This is a genomic window from Streptomyces sp. NPDC052016, from assembly GCF_044548445.1.
Classification (GTDB): Bacteria; Actinomycetota; Actinomycetes; order Streptomycetales; family Streptomycetaceae; genus Streptomyces.
In genome coordinates, this window is the sequence record NZ_JBIUBX010000016.1 from 120,361 (window position 1) to 142,327 (window position 21,967).

Annotated in this window: 28 protein-coding genes, 1 tRNA gene and 1 riboswitch; of the genes, 20 read left to right on the forward strand and 9 right to left on the reverse strand. The window is 69.5% G+C overall.

Features of this window, described 5'->3' with window-relative positions; genetic code table 11:
• Nucleotides 1-10 precede the first annotated feature (10 nt).
• Nucleotides 11-703: an RDD family protein gene (locus tag ACIHAR_RS21065; RefSeq protein ID WP_365462020.1), complete on the forward strand. Its 693-nt coding sequence runs from the start codon at nt 11-13 to the stop codon at nt 701-703.
• Nucleotides 704-764: 61 nt separating this feature from the next.
• Here ACIHAR_RS21065 and ACIHAR_RS21070 read toward each other — a convergent pair whose 3' ends face one another.
• Nucleotides 765-1,061: a hypothetical protein gene (locus ACIHAR_RS21070; RefSeq protein ID WP_365462018.1), complete on the reverse strand. Its 297-nt coding sequence runs from the start codon at nt 1,059-1,061 to the stop codon at nt 765-767.
• Nucleotides 1,062-1,413: 352 nt separating this feature from the next.
• Between ACIHAR_RS21070 and ACIHAR_RS21075 the strand changes: the two genes are divergently transcribed.
• Both ACIHAR_RS21075 and ACIHAR_RS21080 read left to right on the forward strand, forming a co-directional pair.
• Nucleotides 1,414-3,765, forward strand: coding sequence for an immune inhibitor A domain-containing protein (locus tag ACIHAR_RS21075; protein WP_365462016.1), 2,352 nt, complete (start codon nt 1,414-1,416; stop codon nt 3,763-3,765).
• A 133-nt stretch (nt 3,766-3,898) separates the two neighbouring features.
• Nucleotides 3,899-4,234: a hypothetical protein gene (locus tag ACIHAR_RS21080; RefSeq protein WP_365462014.1), complete on the forward strand. Its 336-nt coding sequence runs from the start codon at nt 3,899-3,901 to the stop codon at nt 4,232-4,234.
• 24 nt (nt 4,235-4,258) lie between these two features.
• Here ACIHAR_RS21080 and ACIHAR_RS21085 read toward each other — a convergent pair whose 3' ends face one another.
• A complete protein-coding gene (locus ACIHAR_RS21085; protein ID WP_365462012.1) occupies nt 4,259-4,846 on the reverse strand; it encodes an isochorismatase family protein in 588 nt (195 codons plus the stop codon).
• A gap of 97 nt (nt 4,847-4,943) precedes the next feature.
• The gene (locus tag ACIHAR_RS21090) at nt 4,944-6,290 is read right to left on the reverse strand and encodes a nicotinate phosphoribosyltransferase (protein WP_365462010.1); all 1,347 of its coding nucleotides are present in this window, start codon (nt 6,288-6,290) and stop codon (nt 4,944-4,946) included.
• A gap of 138 nt (nt 6,291-6,428) precedes the next feature.
• On the opposite strand from ACIHAR_RS21090, the gene clpS reads away from it, so the two are divergent.
• The 9 genes from clpS to ACIHAR_RS21135 all read left to right on the forward strand — a co-directional run bounded on the left by clpS (nt 6,429) and on the right by ACIHAR_RS21135 (nt 12,030).
• Nucleotides 6,429-6,746 carry an ATP-dependent Clp protease adapter ClpS gene (clpS, locus tag ACIHAR_RS21095; protein WP_365462008.1) on the forward strand — a complete coding sequence of 106 codons (318 nt, stop codon included), beginning with the start codon at nt 6,429-6,431 and terminating at the stop codon, nt 6,744-6,746.
• An 11-nt stretch (nt 6,747-6,757) separates the two neighbouring features.
• Nucleotides 6,758-7,360 (forward strand): DUF2017 domain-containing protein, encoded by a 603-nt coding sequence (locus ACIHAR_RS21100; RefSeq protein WP_365462006.1) that lies wholly within the window; start codon nt 6,758-6,760, stop codon nt 7,358-7,360.
• 512 nt (nt 7,361-7,872) lie between these two features.
• Nucleotides 7,873-9,297, forward strand: coding sequence for an amino acid permease (locus tag ACIHAR_RS21105; protein WP_365462004.1), 1,425 nt, complete (start codon nt 7,873-7,875; stop codon nt 9,295-9,297).
• 134 nt (nt 9,298-9,431) lie between these two features.
• Complete coding sequence (locus ACIHAR_RS21110; RefSeq protein ID WP_365462002.1) at nt 9,432-9,854, forward strand: M67 family metallopeptidase; 423 nt, start codon at nt 9,432-9,434, stop codon at nt 9,852-9,854.
• A 35-nt stretch (nt 9,855-9,889) separates the two neighbouring features.
• On the forward strand, nt 9,890-10,030 hold the full coding sequence (locus ACIHAR_RS21115; RefSeq protein WP_400020980.1) for a LacI family DNA-binding transcriptional regulator: 141 nt from the start codon (nt 9,890-9,892) through the stop codon (nt 10,028-10,030).
• Nucleotides 10,031-10,324: 294 nt separating this feature from the next.
• Complete coding sequence (locus ACIHAR_RS21120) at nt 10,325-10,450, forward strand: hypothetical protein (RefSeq protein ID WP_400021082.1); 126 nt, start codon at nt 10,325-10,327, stop codon at nt 10,448-10,450.
• A gap of 124 nt (nt 10,451-10,574) precedes the next feature.
• Nucleotides 10,575-10,670 carry a putative leader peptide gene (locus ACIHAR_RS21125; protein ID WP_020132206.1) on the forward strand — a complete coding sequence of 32 codons (96 nt, stop codon included), beginning with the start codon at nt 10,575-10,577 and terminating at the stop codon, nt 10,668-10,670.
• 114 nt (nt 10,671-10,784) lie between these two features.
• Nucleotides 10,785-11,063 carry a MoaD/ThiS family protein gene (locus ACIHAR_RS21130; protein WP_365462000.1) on the forward strand — a complete coding sequence of 93 codons (279 nt, stop codon included), beginning with the start codon at nt 10,785-10,787 and terminating at the stop codon, nt 11,061-11,063.
• Between the two features lie 16 nt (nt 11,064-11,079).
• Nucleotides 11,080-12,030 carry a cysteine synthase gene (locus tag ACIHAR_RS21135; protein ID WP_365461998.1) on the forward strand — a complete coding sequence of 317 codons (951 nt, stop codon included), beginning with the start codon at nt 11,080-11,082 and terminating at the stop codon, nt 12,028-12,030.
• Between the two features lie 13 nt (nt 12,031-12,043).
• On the opposite strand, the gene ACIHAR_RS21140 is transcribed toward ACIHAR_RS21135, so the two are convergent.
• A complete protein-coding gene (locus ACIHAR_RS21140) occupies nt 12,044-12,502 on the reverse strand; it encodes a type II toxin-antitoxin system PemK/MazF family toxin (RefSeq protein WP_388754721.1) in 459 nt (152 codons plus the stop codon).
• Nucleotides 12,503-12,787: 285 nt separating this feature from the next.
• On the opposite strand from ACIHAR_RS21140, the gene ACIHAR_RS21145 reads away from it, so the two are divergent.
• Nucleotides 12,788-13,540: an MBL fold metallo-hydrolase gene (locus tag ACIHAR_RS21145; protein ID WP_365461994.1), complete on the forward strand. Its 753-nt coding sequence runs from the start codon at nt 12,788-12,790 to the stop codon at nt 13,538-13,540.
• A gap of 87 nt (nt 13,541-13,627) precedes the next feature.
• Here the strand turns inward: ACIHAR_RS21145 and ACIHAR_RS21150 are convergent, their stop codons facing one another.
• Nucleotides 13,628-14,881: a PTS transporter subunit EIIC gene (locus ACIHAR_RS21150; RefSeq protein WP_400020984.1), complete on the reverse strand. Its 1,254-nt coding sequence runs from the start codon at nt 14,879-14,881 to the stop codon at nt 13,628-13,630.
• Between the two features lie 144 nt (nt 14,882-15,025).
• Nucleotides 15,026-16,327, reverse strand: coding sequence for a PTS transporter subunit EIIC (locus ACIHAR_RS21155; protein WP_400020986.1), 1,302 nt, complete (start codon nt 16,325-16,327; stop codon nt 15,026-15,028).
• 180 nt (nt 16,328-16,507) lie between these two features.
• Between ACIHAR_RS21155 and ACIHAR_RS21160 the strand changes: the two genes are divergently transcribed.
• The 4 genes from ACIHAR_RS21160 (at nt 16,508) to rdgB (ending at nt 18,766) form a co-directional block, all read left to right on the forward strand.
• Nucleotides 16,508-16,753 (forward strand): PTS glucose/sucrose transporter subunit IIB, encoded by a 246-nt coding sequence (locus ACIHAR_RS21160; RefSeq protein WP_365461988.1) that lies wholly within the window; start codon nt 16,508-16,510, stop codon nt 16,751-16,753.
• Nucleotides 16,754-16,838: 85 nt separating this feature from the next.
• Nucleotides 16,839-17,576 (forward strand): ribonuclease PH, encoded by a 738-nt coding sequence (rph, locus tag ACIHAR_RS21165; RefSeq protein WP_365461986.1) that lies wholly within the window; start codon nt 16,839-16,841, stop codon nt 17,574-17,576.
• Nucleotides 17,577-17,724: 148 nt separating this feature from the next.
• Nucleotides 17,725-18,126, forward strand: coding sequence for a hypothetical protein (locus ACIHAR_RS21170; RefSeq protein ID WP_400020988.1), 402 nt, complete (start codon nt 17,725-17,727; stop codon nt 18,124-18,126).
• Nucleotides 18,127-18,163: 37 nt separating this feature from the next.
• On the forward strand, nt 18,164-18,766 hold the full coding sequence (gene rdgB / locus ACIHAR_RS21175; RefSeq protein ID WP_365461982.1) for an RdgB/HAM1 family non-canonical purine NTP pyrophosphatase: 603 nt from the start codon (nt 18,164-18,166) through the stop codon (nt 18,764-18,766).
• Between the two features lie 44 nt (nt 18,767-18,810).
• On the opposite strand, the gene ACIHAR_RS21180 is transcribed toward rdgB, so the two are convergent.
• The 3 genes from ACIHAR_RS21180 to bcp all read right to left on the reverse strand — a co-directional run bounded on the left by ACIHAR_RS21180 (nt 18,811) and on the right by bcp (nt 20,585).
• Nucleotides 18,811-18,895, reverse strand: a tRNA-Leu gene (locus tag ACIHAR_RS21180).
• A gap of 54 nt (nt 18,896-18,949) precedes the next feature.
• The gene (locus ACIHAR_RS21185) at nt 18,950-19,879 is read right to left on the reverse strand and encodes an HNH endonuclease signature motif containing protein (RefSeq protein WP_365461980.1); all 930 of its coding nucleotides are present in this window, start codon (nt 19,877-19,879) and stop codon (nt 18,950-18,952) included.
• Nucleotides 19,880-20,117: 238 nt separating this feature from the next.
• A complete protein-coding gene (gene bcp / locus ACIHAR_RS21190) occupies nt 20,118-20,585 on the reverse strand; it encodes a thioredoxin-dependent thiol peroxidase (RefSeq protein ID WP_365461978.1) in 468 nt (155 codons plus the stop codon).
• A gap of 112 nt (nt 20,586-20,697) precedes the next feature.
• On the opposite strand from bcp, the gene ACIHAR_RS21195 reads away from it, so the two are divergent.
• The 3 genes from ACIHAR_RS21195 to ACIHAR_RS21205 all read left to right on the forward strand — a co-directional run bounded on the left by ACIHAR_RS21195 (nt 20,698) and on the right by ACIHAR_RS21205 (nt 21,964).
• Nucleotides 20,698-21,027 (forward strand): DUF3618 domain-containing protein, encoded by a 330-nt coding sequence (locus ACIHAR_RS21195; protein ID WP_365461976.1) that lies wholly within the window; start codon nt 20,698-20,700, stop codon nt 21,025-21,027.
• Nucleotides 21,028-21,071: 44 nt separating this feature from the next.
• On the forward strand, nt 21,072-21,428 hold the full coding sequence (locus ACIHAR_RS21200; protein WP_365461974.1) for a co-chaperone GroES: 357 nt from the start codon (nt 21,072-21,074) through the stop codon (nt 21,426-21,428).
• Nucleotides 21,429-21,540: 112 nt separating this feature from the next.
• Nucleotides 21,541-21,606: riboswitch (guanidine-III (ykkC-III) riboswitch) on the forward strand.
• A 37-nt stretch (nt 21,607-21,643) separates the two neighbouring features.
• A complete protein-coding gene (locus tag ACIHAR_RS21205; RefSeq protein ID WP_400020990.1) occupies nt 21,644-21,964 on the forward strand; it encodes a DMT family transporter in 321 nt (106 codons plus the stop codon).
• The last annotated feature ends 3 nt before the right edge of the window (nt 21,965-21,967 follow it).

A 21,967-nucleotide genomic window follows, 5' to 3' on the forward strand; every position in this document is an offset into this window, starting at 1 on the left:
GACTCGGGCCATGACGACCGAACCGCCCCACGGTTCCGGCGGCGAGCCGCCGGAGGACGACCCGTTCCGGAAGCAGCCCCCGCAGCAGCCCCCGTACGGTCAGGGGCAGGGCCCGCAGGGCTCGCCGTACGACAGCCCGTACGGCGGTGCGGGGCAGCCGCCGCCCCCCGGCGGGCAGCAGCCCCCGCCTCCGTACGGCGGCGGTCCCTACGGCGGCGACCCGTACGGCGGCTACCCGGCCGATCCGCTCGCGGGGATGCCCCCGTTGGCCGACAGCGGCAAGCGGACGCTTGCGCGGATCATCGACATGGTGCTGGTGGCGGTCGTCGTCTGGCTGCTGACGTGGGCGCTGCGGGTCAACGAGTACACGATGGACGGCGACCGCGTCGAGGTCGGCAAGTCGCTCGCGCAGTCCCTCGTGGCCGCCGTGCTCTACATCGCCTACGACACCGTCCTGATCGCGCGGACCGGGCAGACGCTGGGCAAGAAGTGGCTGGGCATGCGGGTGGCCAACCTGGACGACGGCTCGACGCCCTCCGTGCAGACCTCGCTGGTCCGGGCACTGGTGCTGTGGGTGCCGTTCGCGTTCTGCTGCGCCTGTCTGTGGACGGTGATCTGCGGCGGCTGGAGCTTCTTCGACAAGCCCTACAAGCAGGGCCTGCACGACAAGGCAGCCAAGACGGTGGTGGTCAGCACCACCTGACGGGAAGACAGCACGACCGAGGGCCCGCGCCGGTGCAGGCGCGGGCCCTCGGTCGTGGAGTTCAGCGTGCCGACGGCTCCCGGACGGGCTCGGGCACCGAGGCGACGGCGGCGACCGAGGGGACCGGGGCGGTCGAGGCGGGTACGGGCTCGTCCACGGTGGAGCGTGCCACGACGACGGGGATCCGCCGGGGGACCGGGACCGTCATGGCGACGAGTACGCCGAGGGCGACCGCGGTGATGGAGATGACCGCGATGAGGGAGCCCGAACTCGTCTGTGACAGCGCCAGCATGGCGAGCGCCGAGAGGATCACGGTGCAGGAACCGTACGTGAGCTGTGCGACAGTCGGACGAGGCATGGCAATCGTGTCCTCGGAAACGGGGGCGGTCTCGACTCTATTCGCCTGCATGCCCGAACGGAACGGGCGGTAAGCGTGACCTGACCCACGGTGCCGGTGCACAGGGGGCGCACGGAGTCATGACGTCCAGTCAACGGACGGGCACGCGCGCCCGTCCCGTCGCGGTCATGTGTCCGCAATGCGAACGTCGCCTCCCAATAATGCAGTTGACCTGTCCAAGTCAAGGTCTGTCTTTTCTGCAGAACCAGTAGTCAAATGACGGCACTTGGCTACACGCGTATAACCGCGCGCGGACTTCCCTTGACATGGATCCCCCTTCCGCGCTGCCGGCACGCGTTAGGGGAGGCTTCAAGTGACCAGTAGATCCTGGACGTTCAGGACGGCCGCCACGGTCGTCGCCCTCGCGGCGGCCTCGGCGACGTTCTCGACGTTCGCCGTGGCTCAGGCGGCCGACGACGCGCCGGTGAAGGCCCCGGCGGTGGACCGGCAGGACCCGCAGCCGGCCGAGGCCCACGAACACGACTTCGACGGGCCGCTCAGCAAGACGCAGGAGGCCCAGCGCGAGGAGGCCCTCAAGCAGGTCATATCCGGCGAGGCCACGGTGAAGGAGAAGGACGGCTCCAAGGTCGTCCAGCTCGACAGCCGCAAGGGCGAGAGCAAGTACGTCGAACTCGGCCGCGAGAAGACCGACAAGATCTTCACGATCCTCGTCGAGTTCGGCGACCAGGTCGACCCCCGCTACGGCGGCACCCCCGGCCCGCTGCACAACCAGATAGCCGAGCCGGACCGCACCCAGAACAACAGCACGGCCTGGCAGGCGGACTACGACCGGAAGCACTTCGAGGACCTGTACTTCGGCACCGGACCGGGCGTCCAGTCGCTGAAGAAGTACTACGAGAAGCAGTCCTCGGGCCGCTACTCGGTCGACGGCGAGGTGACCGACTGGGTCAAGGTCCCCTACAACGAGGCCCGTTACGGCTCCAACGACGCCCCCACCGGCGCCTGGTACGCGGTGCAGGACGGCGTCAACGCCTGGGTCGCCGAGCGCAAGGCGGCCGGCGCGACCACCGCCGAGATCAAGGCGGAGCTCGCCGAGTTCGACCAGTGGGACCGCTACGACTTCGACGGCGACGGCGACTTCAACGAGGCCGACGGCTACATCGACCACTTCCAGATCGTGCACGCCGGTGAGGACGAGTCCGCCGGCGGCGGCGCCCAGGGCGCGGACGCCATCTGGGCCCACCGCTGGTACGCCTTCGGCACCGACGCCGGCTCCACCGGCCCCGACACCAACAAGCTCGGCGGCACCCAGATCGGCGACACCGGCATCTGGGTCGGCGACTACACCATCCAGCCGGAGAACGGCGGACTCGGCGTCTTCGCCCACGAGTACGGCCACGACCTCGGCCTGCCCGACGAGTACGACACCTCCGGCGGCGGCGAGAACTCCACCGGCTTCTGGACCCTGATGTCCTCCGGCTCCTGGCTCGGCACCGGCAAGGACTCCATCGGCGACCTGCCCGGCGACATGAACTCCTGGGACAAGCTCCAGCTCGGCTGGCTCGACTACGAGGTCGCCAAGGCGGGCGTGAAGTCCACCCACAAGCTCGGCGTGGCGGAGTACAACACCGAGAACGCGCAGGCCCTCATCGTCGAACTGCCGAACAAGACGGTCACCACCGAGGTGGTCACCCCCGCCGAGGGCGCCACGCAGTGGTACTCCGGCAGCGGCGACGACCTGCGCAACACCCTGACCCGCTCGGTCGACCTGACCGGCAAGTCGTCGGCGAGCCTCTCCCTCGACGGCTGGTGGGACATCGAGACCGACTACGACTACCTCTACACCGAGGTCTCCACCGACGGCGGCGCCAGCTTCACGCCCGTCGACGGCACCCTGGCCGACGGCACGGCCATCCCGCGCGACGGCAGCGGCAAGCCCGCCCTCACCGGCACGGTCGACGCCCACCAGAAGCTGACGTTCCCGCTGGACGCCTACGCGGGCAAGAAGATCGACCTGCGCTTCCGCTACGCCACCGACGGCGGCGTGGCCCAGAAGGGCTTCGCGGCCGACCGGATCACGGTGACCGCCGACGGCGCCACCCTCTTCGCCGACAACGCGGAGACCGCGGACGCGGCCTGGACGGCCAAGGGCTTCTCCCGCATCGGCGCGGCCATCACGGACGACTACGAGCAGTTCTACATCGCCGAGAACCGCCAGTACGTCTCGTACGACCGGACCCTGAAGGTCGGCCCGTACAACTACGGCTTCTCCACGACCCGTCCGGACTGGGTGGAGCACTACCCGTACCAGAACGGTCTGCTGATCTGGAAGTGGGACACCTCGCAGGCGGACGACAACACCAGCCAGCACCACGGTGAGGGCCTGATCCTTCCGGTCGACGCCCACCCCGCCCCGCTGAAGTGGTCCGACGGCACCCTGATGCGCAACCGCATCCAGTCCTTCGACTCGACCTTCAGCCGGTACCCGACCGACGCGATCACGCTGCACAACGCCGACGTCGCCACGAAGATCAAGTCCCGTCCGGGCGTCCCGGTCTTCGACGACGGCCGGTCCGACTACTACGACGAGTCGAACCCGCTGGCCGGCGTCAAGGTCACTGACACCAACACCTCGATCAAGATCGTCAGTGAGCCGCTGAGCGGCTCGACGATCACGGTGAAGGTCGGACCGTCGATGAAGTAGTCGACGTTTCCCCAGGTCAAACGCGTATCGGCGGCGTCCCTCTGGCGGGTCGCCGCCGATCGTGTTTAGGTGCCTCCTGTGCTCTTCTTATTGACACCTGGACCGACACCGACACGCACGGGGGTGTGACCGCATGGCCGCAGGAGGCTTCTGCAAGCTGCCGGACGGCATGGTCGTGGTGGCGCTGAACCTGCCCAGCCCCATCGCCGACGCCGTCACGGGAGTGCGCGTCCTCGTCCTCGCCCAGAACCGCGCCCGAGCCCTGACCAGGCTCCGCAACCTGGGTCTGCGCGCTGTCTACCTGCGCGGCAACGCGGCCCCGCCCACCCCGGACGAGATCACGGCGGTCCTGCACCACCCCGACGGCCTGATATGGCGCACGGCCCCGGACTCCGGCGTCGTCGCGACGGTGCCGGAGCTGTGGCGCCCGATCAGGTCGCTGCTGCGGAGGCCGGCGGCACAGGCGTAGGAGGGGGCGGACGGTGCCGGGCGCCTACTGCACGACCGGCTTGCCGGACAGCTCCACGCCCGCCGCTCTCATCTCCTCGATCGCCCGCTCGGTGGTCTCCTGGGCCACGCCGGCGGTCAGGTCGAGCAGCACCTGGGTGCGGAAGCCCTCACGGGCCGCGTCCAGCGCGGTCGCGCGGACACAGTGGTCGGTGGCGATGCCGACGACGTCCACCTCGTCGATCTCCCGCGCCCGCAGCCAGTCTCCCAGCGTCACGCCGTTCTCGTCGGCTCCCTCGAAGCCGCTGTACGCGGCGGCGTAGGCGCCCTTGTCGAAGACGGCGTCGATGGAGCCCGAGGCGACCGCCGGGGCGAAGTTCGGGTGGAAGCCCACGCCCTCGGTGCCCGCGACGCAGTGCGCGGGCCACGAGTGGACGTAGTCGGGGTTGTCGGCGAAGTGGCCGCCGGGCGCGATGTGGTGGTCGCGGGTGGCCACGACATGCCGGTACCCGGCGGGGGCCTGCCCGATCAGCTCGGTGATCGCGGCGGCCACGTCGGCGCCCCCGGCCACCGCGAGGCTGCCCCCCTCGCAGAAGTCGTTCTGCACGTCTACGACGATCAAGGCGCGGCGCATGGTGGGTGTCCTTCGACTATGGGTGAAGTTACGAGCCTAGAGACTTCGGCGGCGGTGCGGGAAGGGGCGGGGCGCGGAGTGGGGGTCCGCACGGCCTCTAGCTACCCGAGCGCTCGTGTACGTACTCCGTCGGAAGGACGGGTTCCCCGCGCGAGAGCTGCGTAGCGGACAACGGCAGGGCGGCCCGGGCGGCGATGTGGCGGTCGCGGACCACGTCCAGCGGCTCGCGGGCGACCACCTCGCCGCCCTTGACCAGTTCGACGAGGAGCTGGCGGTCGGTCAGCCCGGCGGGGACCGGGCCGGTGCCGACGACCTCGGCCTCCGCCACCCCGTGCTCGTCCAGGCGGCGCGCGGCCCACTTGCGGCCGCCGATGGAGGTCTTGCCGCCGGTCGACCTCTTCGCCACCGGCACCAGCGGCGCCCGCGGGTCGGTGGACTCGGCGCGGGCCACCAGCTTGTAGACCATGGAGGCCGTCGGGTGCCCGGAGCCGGTGACGAGCTGGGTGCCGACGCCGTACGCGTCCACGGGTGCCGCGGCCAGCGAGGCGATGGCGTACTCGTCGAGGTCGGACGTGACGATGATCCGCGTGCCGGTCGCGCCCAGCTCGTCCAGCTGCTGGCGCACGCGGTGGGCGACGAGCAGCAGGTCGCCGGAGTCGATGCGCACCGCGCCCAGCTCGGGCCCGGCGACCTCCACCGCCGTACGGACGGCCTCGGCGACGTCGTAGGTGTCCACGAGCAGGGTGGTGCCGCGGCCCAGCGAGTCGACCTGGGCCCGGAAGGCGTCGCGCTCGGTGTCGTGCAGCAGGGTGAAGGCGTGGGCGGAGGTGCCGACGGTCGGGATGCCGTAGCGGAAGCCCGCGGCCAGGTCGGAGGTGGTGGTGAAGCCGCCGATGTACGCGGCGCGGGAGGCGGCTACGGCGGCCAGCTCGTGGGTGCGCCGGGCGCCCATCTCGATCAGCGGGCGCTGCCCGGCCGCCGAGGCCATCCGGGAGGCGGCCGCGGCGATCGCGGAGTCGTGGTTGAGGATCGACAGGATCACGGTCTCCAGGAGCACGCACTCGGCGAAGGTGCCCTCGACCCGCATGATCGGCGAGCCCGGGAAGTACACCTCGCCCTCCGGATAACCCCAGATGTCACCCGAGAAGCGGTACGAGCCCAGCCATTCCAGGGTCTCCTCGTCGACTATCTTCCGCCCGCGCAGGAAGCCCAGCACCCCCTCGTCGAAACGGAAGTTCTCGACGGCGTCCAGGACCCGGCCGGTGCCCGCCACCACGCCGTAGCGCCGTCCCTCCGGCAGCCGCCGCGTGAATACCTCGAACACGCTGCGCCGCCCGGCGGTCCCCGCCTTCAGTGCGGCCTGCAGCATCGTCAGCTCGTACTGGTCCGTGAAGAGCGCCGTGGAGGGGACGTCCACCGGCAGCCCAAGATCCGCTACATCCACGAAAGCTCTCCTAGCCATGACTCTCCGGGACCCCGGCGCGTCGGCCGGGGGGCCGGGGGCTGTCCCCCGGCGTATGCGGCATGACGGCGATGGTACCCCCTTTTCGTCGGTGTGACGATTTCTGTCGGGCATGGCAGCATGGTTCGTGTGACGTCACCCGCTCCCCTTGAGATCGAACGCACCGAGTCGGCGGAGGAGGTCTTCGCCGTACCGGAGCCGGACGTCCCCTGGGTCACGATCGTTCACAACGACCCGGTCAACCTCATGAGCTATGTGACGTACGTCTTCCAGACGTACTTCGGCTACCCGAAGGACAAGGCCACCAAGCTCATGCTCGATGTCCACCACAAGGGCCGGGCGGTCGTCTCCAGCGGTACCCGCGAGGAGATGGAACGCGACGTGCAGGCGATGCACGGCTACGGTCTGTGGGCCACCCTCCAGCAGGACCGGAAGTAGTCACCTCACTGATGCCAGGACACTTCGAACCGCTTTCCGGCGGCGGCGCGGCCGTCGCACTCGACGACGTCGAGATCTCCATCATCCGGTCGCTGGCCGTGCAGCTCCTGGAGCTCATCGGCCCCGGCCCCGCGGAGGACGCCCCCGACGACCCGCTCGCCGAACTGTTCGCCGAGGGGCCCAGCGAGCCCCCGGCCGACCCGGTCCTCAGACGGCTCTTCCCCGACGCGTACACCGACCCCGAGGCCACGCCCGGCCCCCGGGAGGCGGAGGAGCAGCGGGCGTACTCCTCGGAGTTCCGCCGCTACACCGAGAACGACCTCCGGGCGGGCAAGCGGGACAACGCCCTCGCGGTGGTGCGCTCCCTGGACGCGCTCGCGGTCGAGGAGGAGGGCGCGGCGGTGCTGAAGCTGTCGCCCGAGGAGTCCCGGAAGTGGCTCGGTGCCCTCAACGACCTGAGGCTGGCGATCGGCTCCCGCCTGGAGATCGCCGACGAGGAGGACACCGACCTCCTCTACCGGCTGCCGGACGACGACCCGCGCAAGCCGATGGTGATGGCCTACCTGTGGCTGGGCGGCCTCCAGGAGACGCTCGTCTCGACCCTGATGCCCTGACACCCGGCTCCCGGGCCCGGACGGTCGGCTCCCGGGCCCGGACGGTCGGCTCCCGGGCCCGGACGGTCGGCTCCCAGCCCTGACGCCCGGCTTCCGGGCCCTGGCACCCGGCTTTCCGGGCCGGACGGTCGGCTTCCGGGCCCTGACTCTCCACCTTTATGCCGGACTTGTGGCGATCCTGTGTTCGCTCAGAGGACGCTCAAATCCGAATAACGATCGCGTCACCATGTCGGCCAACTTTGTCCCGCACGCGCGCTCTTTGTCCGCTTCTTCCTGTGCTGTGCGCCACATGTCTCACCGGCGATCAGTGTTGCGGCCGTGATAAATCTTCACGACCACCCGGCGAACACCACCCGAATGTTCGTCCGGGGGCGCCACCGAGCCGGCGGATCGCCGGCCAGGCACGGGCGGATCCGCGAGGCCCGCCCAGCTCCATCAATCCGGGGGGATCGAGACCCGATCCGAGGCCGACGAGAGGCCGCGGGTCGGCATGGAGAAAGGCGCACCACAACATGACCTCCGCTCAGGTCGACACGGAGAAGACCTCCGAAGAGGGGTACGAGCGCGGCCTCGGCAGCCGCCAGGTCCAGATGATCGCCATCGGCGGCGCCATCGGCGTCGGCCTGTTCCTGGGCGCCGGGGCGAACATCGCCAAGGCCGGCCCCAGCCTCATCTTCATGTACGCCCTCGCGGGCGTGATCATCTTCTTCATCATGCGGGCGCTCGGCGAGCTCCTGCTCTACCGCCCGGTCTCGGGCTCCTTCGCGGAGTACTCCCGCGAGTTCCTCGGCCCGTTCTTCGGCTATTTCACCGGCTGGACGTACTGGCTGATGTGGGTCGTCACCGGCATGGCCGAGCTGACGGCCGCCGCGATCTACGTCAACTACTGGTTCCCGTCCATTCCCCAGTGGGTGACGGCACTCGTCTTCCTGGTGATCCTCTTCGGCGTCAACCTGATCTCCGTGAAGCTCTTCGGTGAGCTGGAGTTCTGGTTCTCGATGGTCAAGGTCACCGCGCTCATCGGCATGATCGTCATCGGCCTCGGTGTCCTCACCTTCGGCTTCAGCTCCGCCGGCGACACCGCCGCGGTCTCCAACCTGTGGGCCTTCGACGGCTTCTTCCCCAAGGGCATCGGCTCGTCCCTGATGACCCTGCAGGGCGTCATGTTCGCCTACCTCGCCGTCGAGCTGGTCGGTGTCACGGCCGGCGAGTCCGAGGACCCGGAGAAGACCCTCCCCAAGGCCATCAACACGCTCCCGTGGCGCATCGCCCTCTTCTACGTCGGCGCGCTCACGGTCATCCTGTGCGTGGTGAAGTGGACCGAGTTCGCGCCCGGCGTGAGCCCCTTCGTCGCCGCCTTCGCCAAGATCGGCATCCCGGCCGGCGCCGCCATCGTCAACTTCGTCGTGCTCACCGCCGCCCTGTCCTCCTGCAACTCCGGCATGTACTCCACGGGCCGCATGCTGCGGAACCTCGCCGAGAGCGGCGAGGCCCCGGCGGCCTTCAAGAAGCTGTCGTCGACCAAGACGCCCGCCTTCGGCATCTTCGTCTCCGTGCTCTTCATGGGCATCGGCGTCGTCCTGAACTACGTCGTTCCGGAGAAGGCCTTCGGCTACGTCACCTCCGTCGCCACCGCGGCCGGCATCTGGACCTGGCTGATGATCCTGGTCAGCCACGTCCTCTACCGCCGCGCGGTCGACGCGGGCCGCCTGCCCGCCTCCTCCTTCCCGGCGCCGGGCGGCGCGGTGTGCTCCTACATCGCCATCGCGTTCCTGCTCTTCGTCACGGGCCTCATCGCCTACGACGCCGACTCCCGCGTCTGCCTGTACGTGATGGCCGGCTGGGCCGCCGCCCTCGCCATCGGCTGGGCCGTGCTGAAGTCCCGCAACCCCGAGGTCACCCAGCGCCGCGAGACGGAGCTGGAGAAGGTGGGCTGACCACCCCGTAAGGACGTCCGGCCGGAGGGAGCTCTCGTGGCGCCCCCTCCGGCTGCCGCTCAGGACGTCCGCCATGTGGGCAGCCCCGTACCGTCCTTCGGTACGGGGCTGCCCCTCTGCTTATCCTGACCAGCATGCTGACCATCACCCAGGACCTCGTCGACAAGATCGTCGCGCACGCGCGCAAGGACCACCCCGACGAGGCGTGCGGCGTCGTCGCGGGCCCGGCCGGCTCGGACCGCCCGGAGCGTTTCATCCCGATGCTGAACGCGGCCATGTCGCCCACCTTCTACGAGTTCGACTCCGGCGACCTGCTCAAGCTCTACCGCGAGATGGACGACCGCGACGAGGAACCGGTGGTCATCTACCACTCCCACACCGCCACCGAGGCCTACCCCTCCCGCACCGACATCTCCTACGCCAACGAGCCGGGCGCCCACTACGTCCTCGTCTCCACCGCCGACACCGACGGCGCCGGTGACTTCCAGTTCCGCTCCTTCCGTATCGTCGAGGGCGAGGTCACCGAGGAGGAGGTCAGGATCCTCGAGGCGTACTGAGCTCGAGTCGGCAACTCCCGCGCCCGGAGCAGGCGTTGACCCGGCACGCGAACGGACGGCGGCCCGCCCTCGAAGACGTCGCACGCCGGTCGGGCGGGTCGAGATCCACCGTGTCGCGCGTGGTGAACGGCGAGGCACGGGTGAGCACCGAGGCCGTCGAGAAGGTCCGCGGATGATCGCCGAGCCGGGCTACGTCCCCGACCGGGCGGCCCGGCAACTGGTCACCCACCGCGCCGCCCGGCACCCCCCACCTGGCCGGGAGACCCGACCGCGCCCGGGGGGCGACGCCGACGCCGCGGCCGCGCCGCTGGGCCGCCACCGCGACCTGGACGCCGTCTTCGCCGCCTCCGACCCGGTGGCCTCCGGCGCGCGCTCCAGGCGCTGCGCGAGCACGGCCGCCGCGTGCCCGATGACGTGGCCCCGTCGGCTTCGACGACCTGGCGTCCATCGCCGGGACCACCGATCCGCCCCTGACCACCGTCCACCCGGACGTGGAGGAGATGGGCCGCCGGACGGTGCGGCTGCTGTTCGACCGCAACCGGGCAGGTGCGCTCCGAGGTCCGGCCGACCCGGCCGATGCGACACGGTCCGCGTGACCAGCGCGGCAGCCCGCCCCCGGAACCGGGCCTCATCCTCCGGCGTCTCACCTCTCGACCTGAAACCGTCCATCATGTGGGATCACACTCGGGAAGCCCGACCGGGAATCGATACGATGAGCCCATGGTTTTGAACGACGTGAGCGAGAAGACGCCGGGCGCCCTGCTCGTGGCGCGGCTGCACGTCGACCTGTGCAGGCTCGCCAGCGCCATCTGTTGACGCTGCCCCTGCCGCCGTACGGCCCGTGAGCCGCGGCGCGACGCTCGACCCTGCATGCATGTGGCGCTGCCGCGCGCTTACCGACCTGACCACTCCCGACAGGAGCCCTGAGCCATGGCCATCGAGGTCCGCATCCCCACCATCCTCCGCCAGTACACCGACGGTCAGAAGGCGGTGGAGGGCAACGGCGACACCCTCGCCGACCTGTTCGCCGACCTCGAGACCCGGCACGCGGGCATCCAGGCCCGCATCGTGGACGACGGCCAGCTGCGCCGCTTCGTCAACGTCTACCTGAACGACGAGGACGTCCGGTTCGTCGACGGCATCAACACCAAGCTGACCGACGGCGACACCGTGACGATCCTGCCGGCCGTGGCCGGCGGCATGGCCTGATCGGCCGCTGACACCCATGCGTTACGACTCCCCGCTGGCCGCGGTGGGCAACACCCCTCTGGTGCGCCTGCCGCGGCTGTCGCCGTCCGCCGAGGTCCGCATCTGGGCGAAGCTGGAGGACCGCAACCCCACCGGCTCGGTCAAGGACCGCCCCGCCCTGCACATGATCGAGCAGGCGGAGAAGGACGGCCGCCTGACCCCCGGGTGCACCATCCTCGAGCCCACCAGCGGCAACACCGGCATCTCCCTCGCCATGGCGGCGAAGCTCAAGGGCTACCGCATGGTGTGCGTGATGCCCGAGAACACCTCGCAGGAACGCCGCGACCTGCTCGGCATGTGGGGCGCGGAGATCATCTCCTCCCCGGCCGCGGGCGGCTCCAACACCGCCGTGCGCGTCGCCAAGGAGCTGGCCGCCGAGCACCCCGACTGGGTGATGCTCTACCAGTACGGCAACCCGGACAACGCGGGCGCCCACTACGCCACGACGGGCCCGGAGATCCTCGCCGACCTCCCCTCCGTCACCCACTTCGTGGCCGGCCTCGGCACCACCGGCACCCTCATGGGCGTCGGCCGCTACCTGCGCGAACACAAGCCGGACGTCAAGATCGTCGCCGCCGAGCCGCGCTACGACGACCTGGTCTACGGCCTGCGCAACCTCGACGAGGGCTTCGTCCCCGAGCTGTACGACGCCTCCGTCCTCACCACCCGCTTCTCCGTCGGCTCCGCGGACGCGGTCACCCGCACCCGCGAGCTGCTCCAGCAGGAGGGCATCTTCGCGGGCGTCTCCACCGGCGCCGCGCTGCACGCCGCGATCGGCGTCGGCAAGAAGGCCGTGAAGGCGGGCGAGAGCGCCGACATCGTCTTCGTCGTGGCCGACGGCGGCTGGAAGTACCTCTCGACGGGCGTCTACACCGCCGCGACGACCGAGGAAGCCATCAAAACCCTCCAGGGCCAGCTCTGGGCGTGAGCCGCGGGCGGACCTACCTCGTCAGGTGACGGACCTGGTCCCACAGGACCGGGTCCACCACACCCACCCGGCGGCGGAACTCGCCCACCGGGACCTGCCGCAGCTCGTCCGTCTCCAGGAAGCTCGGACGCCCCTGCGCATCCCCGACCGCGCCCGGCGGCAACGGGATCACCCCCGACCGCTCGTCCCGGTACCGGCTGGTGATCTTCGCGACGGTCACCCGGTCCCCGCGCACCACCAGCACCAGACACGGCCGGTCCTTCGCGCCCGGCCCGTCCTCGTAGGGCACGCTCGCCCACCAGATCTCCGCCGGCTGCGGCCGCCCCGCCACACCGTGACCCCGCGTCGGCCGGCCCGGCGGCCGCGTCCTGCGCCCCTGCGGACGCCGGCCCCGGCCCCAGCCGTCGACGAGCGTGGCGACGAGCGCGAGCAGCACCACCGCCGCGAGCGCCAGCCACCAGGACGTGTCCATGGGCACGACGTTACCGGCGCCCGTCCGACGGCGCGCGCCCTTCCGTGCGCCTCACGCTCCCCCACAGACCGAAAGGCGTGGAGGTACCCCCGCCGCGTCCAGCCGAATCGGTGACAGCGCAGGTGAGTTCGCCCACAACAGCCCCTGGTGGAGGAGCGACCCGCTGTTTTGCGCCTTACGCTCGACGGACCGCACGACCCCCCTCGCCCTTGCACGACCGTTTGTTTCGCGATCCATCCCGGTATTCGGTATTACCTAGGTCCCCGCCAGCGGAGGTTTCACTTCATGAAGCTCACCGTCGTCGGCTGCTCGGGGTCGTTCCCGTCCGCGGAATCGGCCTGCTCGAGCTACCTCGTCGAGGCCGACGGCTTCCGGCTGCTCCTCGACATGGGCAACGGCGCCCTGGGCGAGCTGCAGCGCCACTGCGGTCTCTACGACCTCGACGCGATCTTCCTGAGCCATCTGCACGCCGACCACTGCATCGACATGTGCGCGTACTTCGTCGCACGCTACTACCGGCACGACGGCGGACGCTGCGACCCCATCCCGGTCTACGGACCCGAGGGCACCGAGCACCGCCTCACCACGGCCTACGCCGACACCCCCTCGGCCTCCTCCATGAGCGAGGTCTTCGACTTCCACACGGTCAAGCCCTCCACCTTCGACATCGGACCCTTCACGGTCCACACCGAGCGCGTGGCCCACCCGGTGGAGGCGTACGGCATCCGCATCGAGCACGGCGGGAAGTCGCTGACCTACTCCGGCGACACGGGCGTGAGCGCCGCCCTCGACGAACTCGCCCGCGACGCCGACCTGTTCCTGTGCGAGGCCGCCTTCACGCACGGCAAGGAGAACATCCCCGACCTGCACCTCAACGGCCGCGAGGCGGGCGAGACGGCGGCCCGCGCGGGCGCCCGCCGCCTCGTCCTCACCCACATCCCGCCGTGGACCGACCCGCAGGTCAACCTCGCGGACGCGCGGGCGGTGTTCGACGGCCCCGTGGAGCTGGCGGTGCCGCGGGTGGCGTACGAGGTCTGACCCCACGAACGTGACGAAGGCCCCCGGAGCGGTTCAGGGCTCCGGGGGCCTTCGTCGTGCCGCGCGTGTGCGTACCGCGCGAAGGGCCTACGCCTTGGTGAGGTCCTCGACCTCCTCCTCGGGCTCGCGACCCGGGGTGGGCAGGTTGAACTTCGTGATGGCGAAGCGGAAGACGACGTAGTAGACGACGGCGAAGACCAGGCCGATCGGGATGATCAACCATGGCTTGGTGGCGAGGTTCCAGTTCAGCCCGTAGTCGATGACGCCCGCGGAGAAGGTGAAGCCCGCGTGGACGCCGAGCGCCCAGGTGACCGCCATGGAGACGGCGGTGAGGACCGCGTGGATCGCGTACAGCACCGGCGCGATGAACATGAACGAGAACTCGATCGGCTCGGTCACACCGGTCACGAAGGAGGTGAGCGCCAGCGAGATCATCATGCCCATCACGGCCTTGCGGCGCTCGGGGCGAGCGGCGTGGGCGATCGCGATCGCGGCGGCCGGCAGACCGAACATCATGATCGGGAAGAAGCCGGACATGAACTGACCGGCGGTCGGGTCACCGGCGAAGAAGCGGTTCAGGTCACCGTGCACGATCTCGCCCGCCGCGTCCTTGAACTCGCCGAGCTGGAACCAGGAGACGGTGTTGACGAACTGGTGCATGCCGATCGGGATGAGCGCGCGGTTGATGAGGCCGAAGAGCGCCGCGCCGAAGGCGCCGAGGCCGGTCATCCACTCGCCGAAGTCGGAGATGACCTCACCGATCGGCTCCCAGACCAGGCCGAAGAAGACGCCCATGAGCGTGCCGACGAACGCCATGATGATCGGCACCAGACGGCGCCCGTTGAAGAAGCCGAGCCAGTCCACCAGCTTGGTGCGGTGGAAGCGCTGCCACAGCACGGCGGACAGCAGACCCATGATGATGCCGCCGAGGACACCGGGGTTGTTGTAGGTCGCGGCGACGTCCGCGCCGGCCTGGACCTTGGCCTCGGTGACCGGGAAGGCCTTCAGGACGTTGCTGTACACCAGGAAGCCGACCAGGGCGGCCAGCGCGGTGGAGCCGTCCGCCTTCTTGGCGAAGCCGATGGCGACACCGATGCAGAACAGCATCGGCAGGTTGTCGAAGATGGCGCCACCCGCGGTGGCGAACACGGCCGCGACCTTGTCCCAGCCGAGGCCGTCCTTGCCGAAGACGTCGGCTTGCCCGAACCGCAGCAGCAGACCCGCCGCCGGCAGCACGGCAATGGGCAGCTGAAGGCTGCGGCCGACCTTCTGCAGGCCCTGGAAAAGGCCGGATCCCCACTTCTTCGTGGGGGCCGCCGTTGGCGAGGTGGCGGTGCTCATAGACTTCCTCCATCGGGTGGTGGTCTACACCACTCAGTGGTGTAGACCATGTTGTAGCACGATGAAGGCGATATAAGGAACCCGTCAGAACTGCAACCGGAACACTACGCTCAGCGTCTTTTTTCGATCTTTTCCAGCCGCCCTTCAGGCCTTCGTGACGTCCTCCCGCTGCTCCTCCGGCTCCCGCCCCGGCGTCCTGAGATCGAACCTGGTGATCGCGAAGCGGAAGACCACGTAATAGAGGAGTGCGAAGCACAGCCCGATCGGGATGATCGCCCACGGTCTCGTCGCCAGATTCCAGTTGATGACGTAGTCGATGAGCCCCGCGGAGAAGCTGAAGCCGTCGTGCACCCCCAGCCCCCACGTCACCGCCATCGACACACCCGTCAGCACCGCGTGCACCGCGTACAGCACCGGCGCCACGAACAGGAACGAGTACTCGATCGGCTCCGTGATCCCCGTGACGAACGACGTCAGCGCCACCGACAGCATCAGGCCGCCCACCTCCTTGCGGCGCTCCGGACGCGCACAGTGCGTGATCGCGAGCGCCGCCGCCGGCAGCGCGAACATCATGATCGGGAAGAAGCCCGAGGTGAACTGGCCCGCGTCCGGGTCGCCCGCCAGGAACATGTTGATGTCGCCGTGCACCACCTGACCGTCCGGCCTGGTGTAGCTGCCGAACTGGAACCAGATGGGCACGTTCAGGAACTGGTGCAGGCCGATCACCAGCAGCGCGCGGTTGGCGACACCGAAGATGCCCGCACCCCAGGCGTCCAGCCCGTCGAGCCAGTCACTGAAACTCTCGAGGCCCTCCCCGACGGGCGGCCAGACCCACAGGCACAGCGCCGCGAAGACGATGGCCACGAACGCCATGATGATCGGCACCAGCCGTCGCCCGTTGAAGAAGCCCAGCCAGTCCACCAGCCGCGTGCGGTGGAACCGCTGCCAGAAATAGGCCGACAGCAGGCCCATCACGATCCCGCCGAAGACGCCCGGGTTCTGGAAGGTGAACGCCGTCACCGTGCCGTCCACCGTCGCCTGGCAGCCGATGTTCGGAATGGCCTTCGCCCCTTCGGGGCAGTCGTCTGGGAACTGGAGCAGCACGGTGTAGTAGACGAGGAAACCCGTCACCGCCGCGAGGGCCGTCGAGCCGTCCGCCTTCTTCGCCATCCCGATGGCCACGCCGACGCAGAACAGCAGGGGCAGCCCCAACTGGCCGTTGAGCAGAGCGCCTCCGGCACCCGTCATCACCTTCGAGACGTTCGTCCAGCCCAGCCCGTCGTCCCCGAACACGTCCGGCTGACCGAGCCGGTTGAGGATGCCGGCGGCCGGCAGCACCGCGATCGGCAGCTGCAGACTGCGACCCATCTTCTGCAGCCCCTGGAACAGGTCGTTCCACCGGGCGCGCGCGGGAGTGCTCTCGGGGGCGGCGCTTCCGGAACTCATCGGCGTCCTCCACGAGGCCGGGCTTGGCGACCGCCCGGCCGGTGGTGTAGACCAGTCGGGGACGGTTCCGCTGTCGTGACGCCATCATTCGGGACGCACAGCACGACCGCTCGCGAAGATGCGCCAACTGTGGGTTACTGCGACAAAGCGGTTCGCACCAGGGAATTCAGGAGACCGAACATGGCCAGCAAGCTCTCCGGCAAGGCCGAGAAGATCGTCGCCGGACTCGGTGGCATCGACAACATCGAGGAGATCGAGGGCTGCATCACCCGGCTCCGCACCGAGGTCTCCGACCCCTCGCTGGTCGACGACGCCGCCCTGAAGGCCGCCGGCGCCCACGGCGTCGTCAAGATGGGCACCGCCGTCCAGGTCGTCATCGGCACCGACGCCGACCCGATCGCCGCCGAGATCGAGGACATGATGTGAGCGGCTGACCCCGCCCACGGACGAGAAGGAGCCCCACCCCACCGCGGGAGGGGCCCCTTCCGCACGTACGGCTAGGCTCGGCCCCATGTCTCGAATCGACGGCCGCACCCCCGAACAGCTCCGCCCGGTCACCCTCGAACGCGGCTGGAGCAAGCACGCAGAAGGCTCCGTCCTCGTCTCCTTCGGCGACACCAAGGTCTTCTGCACCGCCTCCGTCACCGAAGGCGTCCCCCGCTGGCGCAAGGGCAGCGGCGAGGGCTGGGTCACCGCGGAGTACTCCATGCTGCCCCGCGCCACCAACACCCGCGGCGACCGCGAATCCGTCAAGGGCAAGATCGGCGGCCGTACCCACGAGATCTCCCGTCTCATCGGCCGCTCCCTGCGCGCCGTCATCGACTACAAGGCCCTCGGCGAGAACACCATCGTCCTCGACTGCGACGTCCTCCAGGCCGACGGCGGCACCCGCACAGCAGCCATCACCGGCGCCTACGTCGCCCTCGCCGACGCGGTCGCCTGGGCCCAGCGCAAGAAGCTGATCAAAGCCGGCCGCCAGCCCCTGACCGGCACCGTCTCCGCCGTCTCCGTCGGCATCGTGGGCGGCGTCCCCCTCCTCGACCTCTGCTACCACGAGGACGTCCGCGCCGAGACCGACATGAACGTCGTCTGCACCGGAGACGGCCGCTTCGTCGAGGTCCAGGGCACCGCCGAGGCCCAGCCGTTCGCCCGCGCCGAACTCGACGCCCTCCTCGACCTGGCCGTCACCGGCTGCGCGGAACTCACTGTCCTTCAGCGGACGGCCCTTGATACCGTCCTCGAAAAGTAAAGGACATGCCAAGAAGGGCGGCGGGCACGGGCAACCGGACCGCCCGCCCCCGCGTCCCTACGAGTACGGGCGTACGGTTCACCGCCGTACGCCCGGCCACGTCAGCACACGGGGGCCCTTGGGGCTGAGCAAGGGGAGGACCACCACCATGGCCGAGAGCCGACGCCGCCGTCGCCGTACCGCCATAGCCGCAGCGGTCGCGGCCGTCGGACTGACGGCCGGACTCACCACCGGCTGCGACGCCGTCAACAAGGCACTGGACTGCGTCCAGACCGCCGACGCCATCGCCGACAGCGTCACCGAACTCCAGCAGGCCGTGGAGAGCGCCTCGAACGACCCCACCCAGCTCGAGGAGTCCCTCGACTCCATCGACAAGAACCTCGACAAGATCGGCGACAAGACGGACAACGCCGACGTCGACAAGGCCGTGGACGACCTCACCACAGCCGTCGACAACGTCCGTACGGCCGTGAAGAACGGCGACGAGACCCCCGACCTCACCCCCGTCGTCGACGCCGCGGGCGAGCTGACCAAGGTCTGCACCCCGTAGCGCACGACAGGCACCGGCCCCCGCGATACTGGGGGCCATGACCCGCCTGATCCTCGCCACCCGCAACGCCGGAAAGATCACCGAACTGAGGTCGATCCTCGCCGACGCAGGCCTGCCCCACGACCTCGTCGGCGCGGACACCTACCCCGACGTCCCCGACGTCAAGGAAACCGGCGTCACCTTCGCCGAGAACGCCCTGCTCAAGGCCCACGCCCTCGCCCAGGCCACCGGCCTGCCCGCCGTGGCCGACGACTCCGGCCTCTGCGTCGACGTCCTGAACGGCGCCCCCGGCATCTTCTCCGCCCGCTGGGCAGGCCGCCACGGCGACGACCAGGCCAACCTGGACCTGCTGCTCGCCCAGCTCTCGGACATCGCCGACGAACACCGCGGCGCCCACTTCGCCTGCGCGGCGGCCCTCGCCCTCCCCGACGGCACGGAGCGTGTGGTCGAAGGCCGGTTGAGGGGCGTCCTGCGCCACACCCCCGCCGGCACCAACGGCTTCGGCTACGACCCGATCCTCCAGCCGGACGGCGAAACCCGCACCTGCGCGGAGCTGACCCCCGAGGAGAAGAACGCGATCAGCCACCGCGGCAAGGCGTTCCGCGAGTTGGTACCGGTGGTGCGGGAGCTGTTGGGCTGAGCTGTGCGAAGGGGCCGCCCATTCGGGCGGCCCCTTCGCGCATGTGCGGCCGGTGGGACTCGAACCCACACGGGTGTTAACCCACTGGTACCTAAAACCAGCATGACTGCCAAATTCCATCACGGCCGCTCAAAAACGGTCATCACGCTCGACCGGCGGCACTAAGTGTACGGGGCGGTCGTGTCACCCGGCGAGGGGCGCTCTGATCTTCTGGCGACACCACGTGTCTGTCAGCGCATGGCAGTTGGGGCAGAGGTATCGCAGGTTCCCTGGGCGATTGTCCCGCCAGTTCCCGTTGACATGGTCGATCTGCAAGGTGATCCGGCGGCCCCGCCACTCGCCGGTGTTACCGCACTCCGAACACGCGTAGTGCACCCCGATCTCGGACAGAGCCTGGTGTAGTCGGGTCCTGTTCGTCCGTCCTGCTTGCTCTGGCAGGACGACCAGCACGCGATGCGCGATCGGCGGCGGTGCGGGGCGCTCCGGTCGTCCCCAGGACCGGCGCTTGAAGTGGCTGGTGTCCAGATCGAGGCGGTAGGCGGCGCGCCGTACGCGTCGGTGATTGGTGTCGTTCACGTCCATGCCAAGGCCGCGCATGACGTCGGCGTAACTGGTGGAACTCCGTACGAGACTCCGCAGCTTGTCCTCGGGAATCGATGTGCGCCGATGGGAGAAGTGGCTGATGTCGACGTCCTGGGTGGTCAGCATCCGGCCGAGTGCCGTCCGCGACCGGCTGTCATCGGGAACGCCCAGTGCGCGTGCCACGCCACGCACACTCGTGGCGGTGGCTGCTGCCGCACGGAGTTCCTCCCGGGTGAAGGGCAGGTCCAGGTCGGGGCGATCAACACCGGGGAAGTGGCTGATGTCGATGCCTGCCGCAGCGATACGGCGTCGGATGTGCGAGAGAGTCCCTGTGGCTGGGGTGGCACCCAGCTTCAGGGCCACTTCCCGGAGTGAGGACGACGAGACGGCGGCCTCGGCAATGGCGGCATCGGAGTACTTGCGCCAGGCGCTGCGCTTGACGAAGTGGCTGGTGTCGAGTCCATGGCGCGTCACTTTCTCCTGCAGAACTCGCCGCTGCCCGCCACTCGGCTTGAGGCCGAGGCGTCGCATGAGGTCACTCCAGTTACGAGCTCCTGCAACCTCTCGCGCCAGCCGTTCCCTGCTGTACATGTCCGCTCGTGCTGCTGCTCCCCGCACGCCCATATGCCCCCCTCCGGTTCGAGTGTCCGTTCGTAGCCCTCGCACGGAGTAACGAATCGTTTACCGGGCGGTCACGCGCGAAACGTGAAGCGGCCCCTCGCCGGGGTCACCCGGCGGGGGCCGCTTGCCGGTCGGTGGAGCCGGGACCTCAGATGCCCAGGTCCTTGATGATCTTCGCCACGTGGCCGGTCGCGCGGACGTTGTACAGGGCGCGTTCGACCTTGCCCTCCTCGTCGACGACGATCGTGGAGCGGATGACGCCCAGGTAGGTCTTGCCGTAGTTCTTCTTCTCGCCGAAGGCGCCGTACGCGTCGAGGACCTTCTTGTCGGGGTCGGCCAGCAGGGTGACCCGAAGGGACTCCTGGTCGCGGAACTTGCCCAGCTTCTCGGGGCTGTCGGGGGAGATGCCGATGACGTCGTACCCGGCGCCGGCCAGCACCTCGAGGTTGTCGGTGAAGTCACAGGCCTGCTTCGTGCAGCCGGGGGTCAGGGCGGCCGGGTAGAAGTAGACGATGACCTTGCGGCCCTTGTGGTCGGACAGGGACACCTCGTTGCCGTCGGCGTCGGGGAGGGTGAAGGCGGGGGCCACGTCCCCGGGCTGGAGTCGCTCGCTCATCGGACCAGCGTAACCGGGGGTCCTGACGGTCCGGGCGGGTGTGGAGCTGACAGACTGTCCAGGACAGCATCGGCAACAGCAACAGGCATCGGCTTACTTCGGAGGCCCTACCGTGGCGGACACGTCGGACACCAGAACCCCGGCGCAGATCGAGGCGGACATCAGGCGCCGCCGTGAAGTGCTGGCCGAGACGCTCGACGAGATCGGGGTGCGCGTGCACCCGAAGACGATCGTCGGGGACGCCAAGGCCAAGGTCGTCGCCAACGTCGATCACACCCTCGGGAAGGCCTATGTCCAGGTCAACCGGGTCGTGACCGATGTGAGGGCGCAGTTCGTGAACGAGGAGGGCGCGCCCCGGCTGGAGCGGGTCCTGCCGGTCGCCCTGGTGGTGGTCGGGGTGGTGGGTCTGCTGGCCCTGGGCACCCGGCGTCGTAAGGGCTGACCCGCAGGAGTCCCCGTCCGGCCGAGGCAGGTAGGTTCAACAACGTGAGCGGTAAGAGAGACGAGCACAGCAGTCACCACGACAAGCTGCCCATCCGTATGCTGCACGACCGTGTTCTCGTGCGGCAGGACACCAGTGAGGGCGAGCGGCGTTCCGGTGGCGGGATCCTGATCCCGGCCACGGCGGCCGTCGGCCGTCGGCTGGCGTGGGCCGAGGTGGTCGCGGTGGGTCAGAACGTACGGACCGTGGAGCCGGGCGACCGGGTCCTGTTCGACCCGGAGGACCGGGCCGAGGTGGAGGTGCGGGGCATCGCGTACGTGCTGATGCGCGAGCGTGACCTGCACGCCGTGGCCGCGGACCGGTTCGAGGGGTCGGAGGACTCGACCGGGCTGTACCTGTAGTCGGGCGGGCGGGTCCGGACCTGTCCTCAGGCGGGTTGTGCCTGTAGGCAGGCGGTTCGTGGAGGCCTGTAGGGGCTGGTGACCATGGTCACCAGCCCCTTTCGCCTTTCTTTGCTAGCTTGGGGAGCAAGCCCGACGAGACGCGCCGTACCGGGATCGCAGGCAAAGACGACGCACCCCGTTTCCGAAGAAGCTCGTGTCCCGGAGGTGCTCCCATGGCCTGGGTTCTGCTCGTCGTCGCCGGTCTGCTCGAGGTCGGCTGGTCGGTCGGCATGAAGTACACGGACGGTTTCACCCGGCTCGTGCCCAGTCTGTTCACCGGCGCCGGCATCGTCGGCAGCATGCTGCTGCTGTCGTATGCGGCCCGCTCCCTGCCCATCGGTACCGCCTACGGCGTGTGGGTGGGGATCGGGGCGGCCGGGGCGGCGGTCTACGGCATGGCGGTGCTGGGGGAGCCGGCCACCACCGCCCGGATCTTCTTCGTGTGTCTGCTGCTGGTCGCGGTCGTGGGGCTGAAGGCGACCTCCGGGCACTGAGCC

What these genes read in the sequence shown, in the direction of transcription:
- clpS (WP_365462008.1), top strand. Translation starts at nt 6,429, where the DNA reads ATGGTTCGTGTGACGTCACCCGCTCCCCTTGAGATCGAACGCACCGAG.
- ACIHAR_RS21135 (WP_365461998.1), top strand. Translation starts at nt 11,080, where the DNA reads ATGCGTTACGACTCCCCGCTGGCCGCGGTGGGCAACACCCCTCTGGTG.
- ACIHAR_RS21155 (WP_400020986.1), bottom strand. Translation starts at nt 16,327, where the DNA reads ATGAGTTCCGGAAGCGCCGCCCCCGAGAGCACTCCCGCGCGCGCCCGG.
- bcp (WP_365461978.1), bottom strand. Translation starts at nt 20,585, where the DNA reads ATGAGCGAGCGACTCCAGCCCGGGGACGTGGCCCCCGCCTTCACCCTC.
- ACIHAR_RS21185 (WP_365461980.1), bottom strand. Translation starts at nt 19,879, where the DNA reads ATGCGACGCCTCGGCCTCAAGCCGAGTGGCGGGCAGCGGCGAGTTCTG.
- ACIHAR_RS21065 (WP_365462020.1), top strand. Translation starts at nt 11, where the DNA reads ATGACGACCGAACCGCCCCACGGTTCCGGCGGCGAGCCGCCGGAGGAC.
- ACIHAR_RS21080 (WP_365462014.1), top strand. Translation starts at nt 3,899, where the DNA reads ATGGCCGCAGGAGGCTTCTGCAAGCTGCCGGACGGCATGGTCGTGGTG.
- rph (WP_365461986.1), top strand. Translation starts at nt 16,839, where the DNA reads ATGTCTCGAATCGACGGCCGCACCCCCGAACAGCTCCGCCCGGTCACC.
- ACIHAR_RS21140 (WP_388754721.1), bottom strand. Translation starts at nt 12,502, where the DNA reads ATGGACACGTCCTGGTGGCTGGCGCTCGCGGCGGTGGTGCTGCTCGCG.
- rdgB (WP_365461982.1), top strand. Translation starts at nt 18,164, where the DNA reads ATGACCCGCCTGATCCTCGCCACCCGCAACGCCGGAAAGATCACCGAA.
- ACIHAR_RS21160 (WP_365461988.1), top strand. Translation starts at nt 16,508, where the DNA reads ATGGCCAGCAAGCTCTCCGGCAAGGCCGAGAAGATCGTCGCCGGACTC.
- ACIHAR_RS21105 (WP_365462004.1), top strand. Translation starts at nt 7,873, where the DNA reads ATGACCTCCGCTCAGGTCGACACGGAGAAGACCTCCGAAGAGGGGTAC.
- ACIHAR_RS21205 (WP_400020990.1), top strand. Translation starts at nt 21,644, where the DNA reads ATGGCCTGGGTTCTGCTCGTCGTCGCCGGTCTGCTCGAGGTCGGCTGG.
- ACIHAR_RS21070 (WP_365462018.1), bottom strand. Translation starts at nt 1,061, where the DNA reads ATGCCTCGTCCGACTGTCGCACAGCTCACGTACGGTTCCTGCACCGTG.
- ACIHAR_RS21100 (WP_365462006.1), top strand. Translation starts at nt 6,758, where the DNA reads ATGCCAGGACACTTCGAACCGCTTTCCGGCGGCGGCGCGGCCGTCGCA.
- ACIHAR_RS21110 (WP_365462002.1), top strand. Translation starts at nt 9,432, where the DNA reads ATGCTGACCATCACCCAGGACCTCGTCGACAAGATCGTCGCGCACGCG.
- ACIHAR_RS21130 (WP_365462000.1), top strand. Translation starts at nt 10,785, where the DNA reads ATGGCCATCGAGGTCCGCATCCCCACCATCCTCCGCCAGTACACCGAC.
- ACIHAR_RS21145 (WP_365461994.1), top strand. Translation starts at nt 12,788, where the DNA reads ATGAAGCTCACCGTCGTCGGCTGCTCGGGGTCGTTCCCGTCCGCGGAA.
- ACIHAR_RS21170 (WP_400020988.1), top strand. Translation starts at nt 17,725, where the DNA reads ATGGCCGAGAGCCGACGCCGCCGTCGCCGTACCGCCATAGCCGCAGCG.
- ACIHAR_RS21150 (WP_400020984.1), bottom strand. Translation starts at nt 14,881, where the DNA reads ATGAGCACCGCCACCTCGCCAACGGCGGCCCCCACGAAGAAGTGGGGA.
- ACIHAR_RS21085 (WP_365462012.1), bottom strand. Translation starts at nt 4,846, where the DNA reads ATGCGCCGCGCCTTGATCGTCGTAGACGTGCAGAACGACTTCTGCGAG.
- ACIHAR_RS21125 (WP_020132206.1), top strand. Translation starts at nt 10,575, where the DNA reads ATGGTTTTGAACGACGTGAGCGAGAAGACGCCGGGCGCCCTGCTCGTG.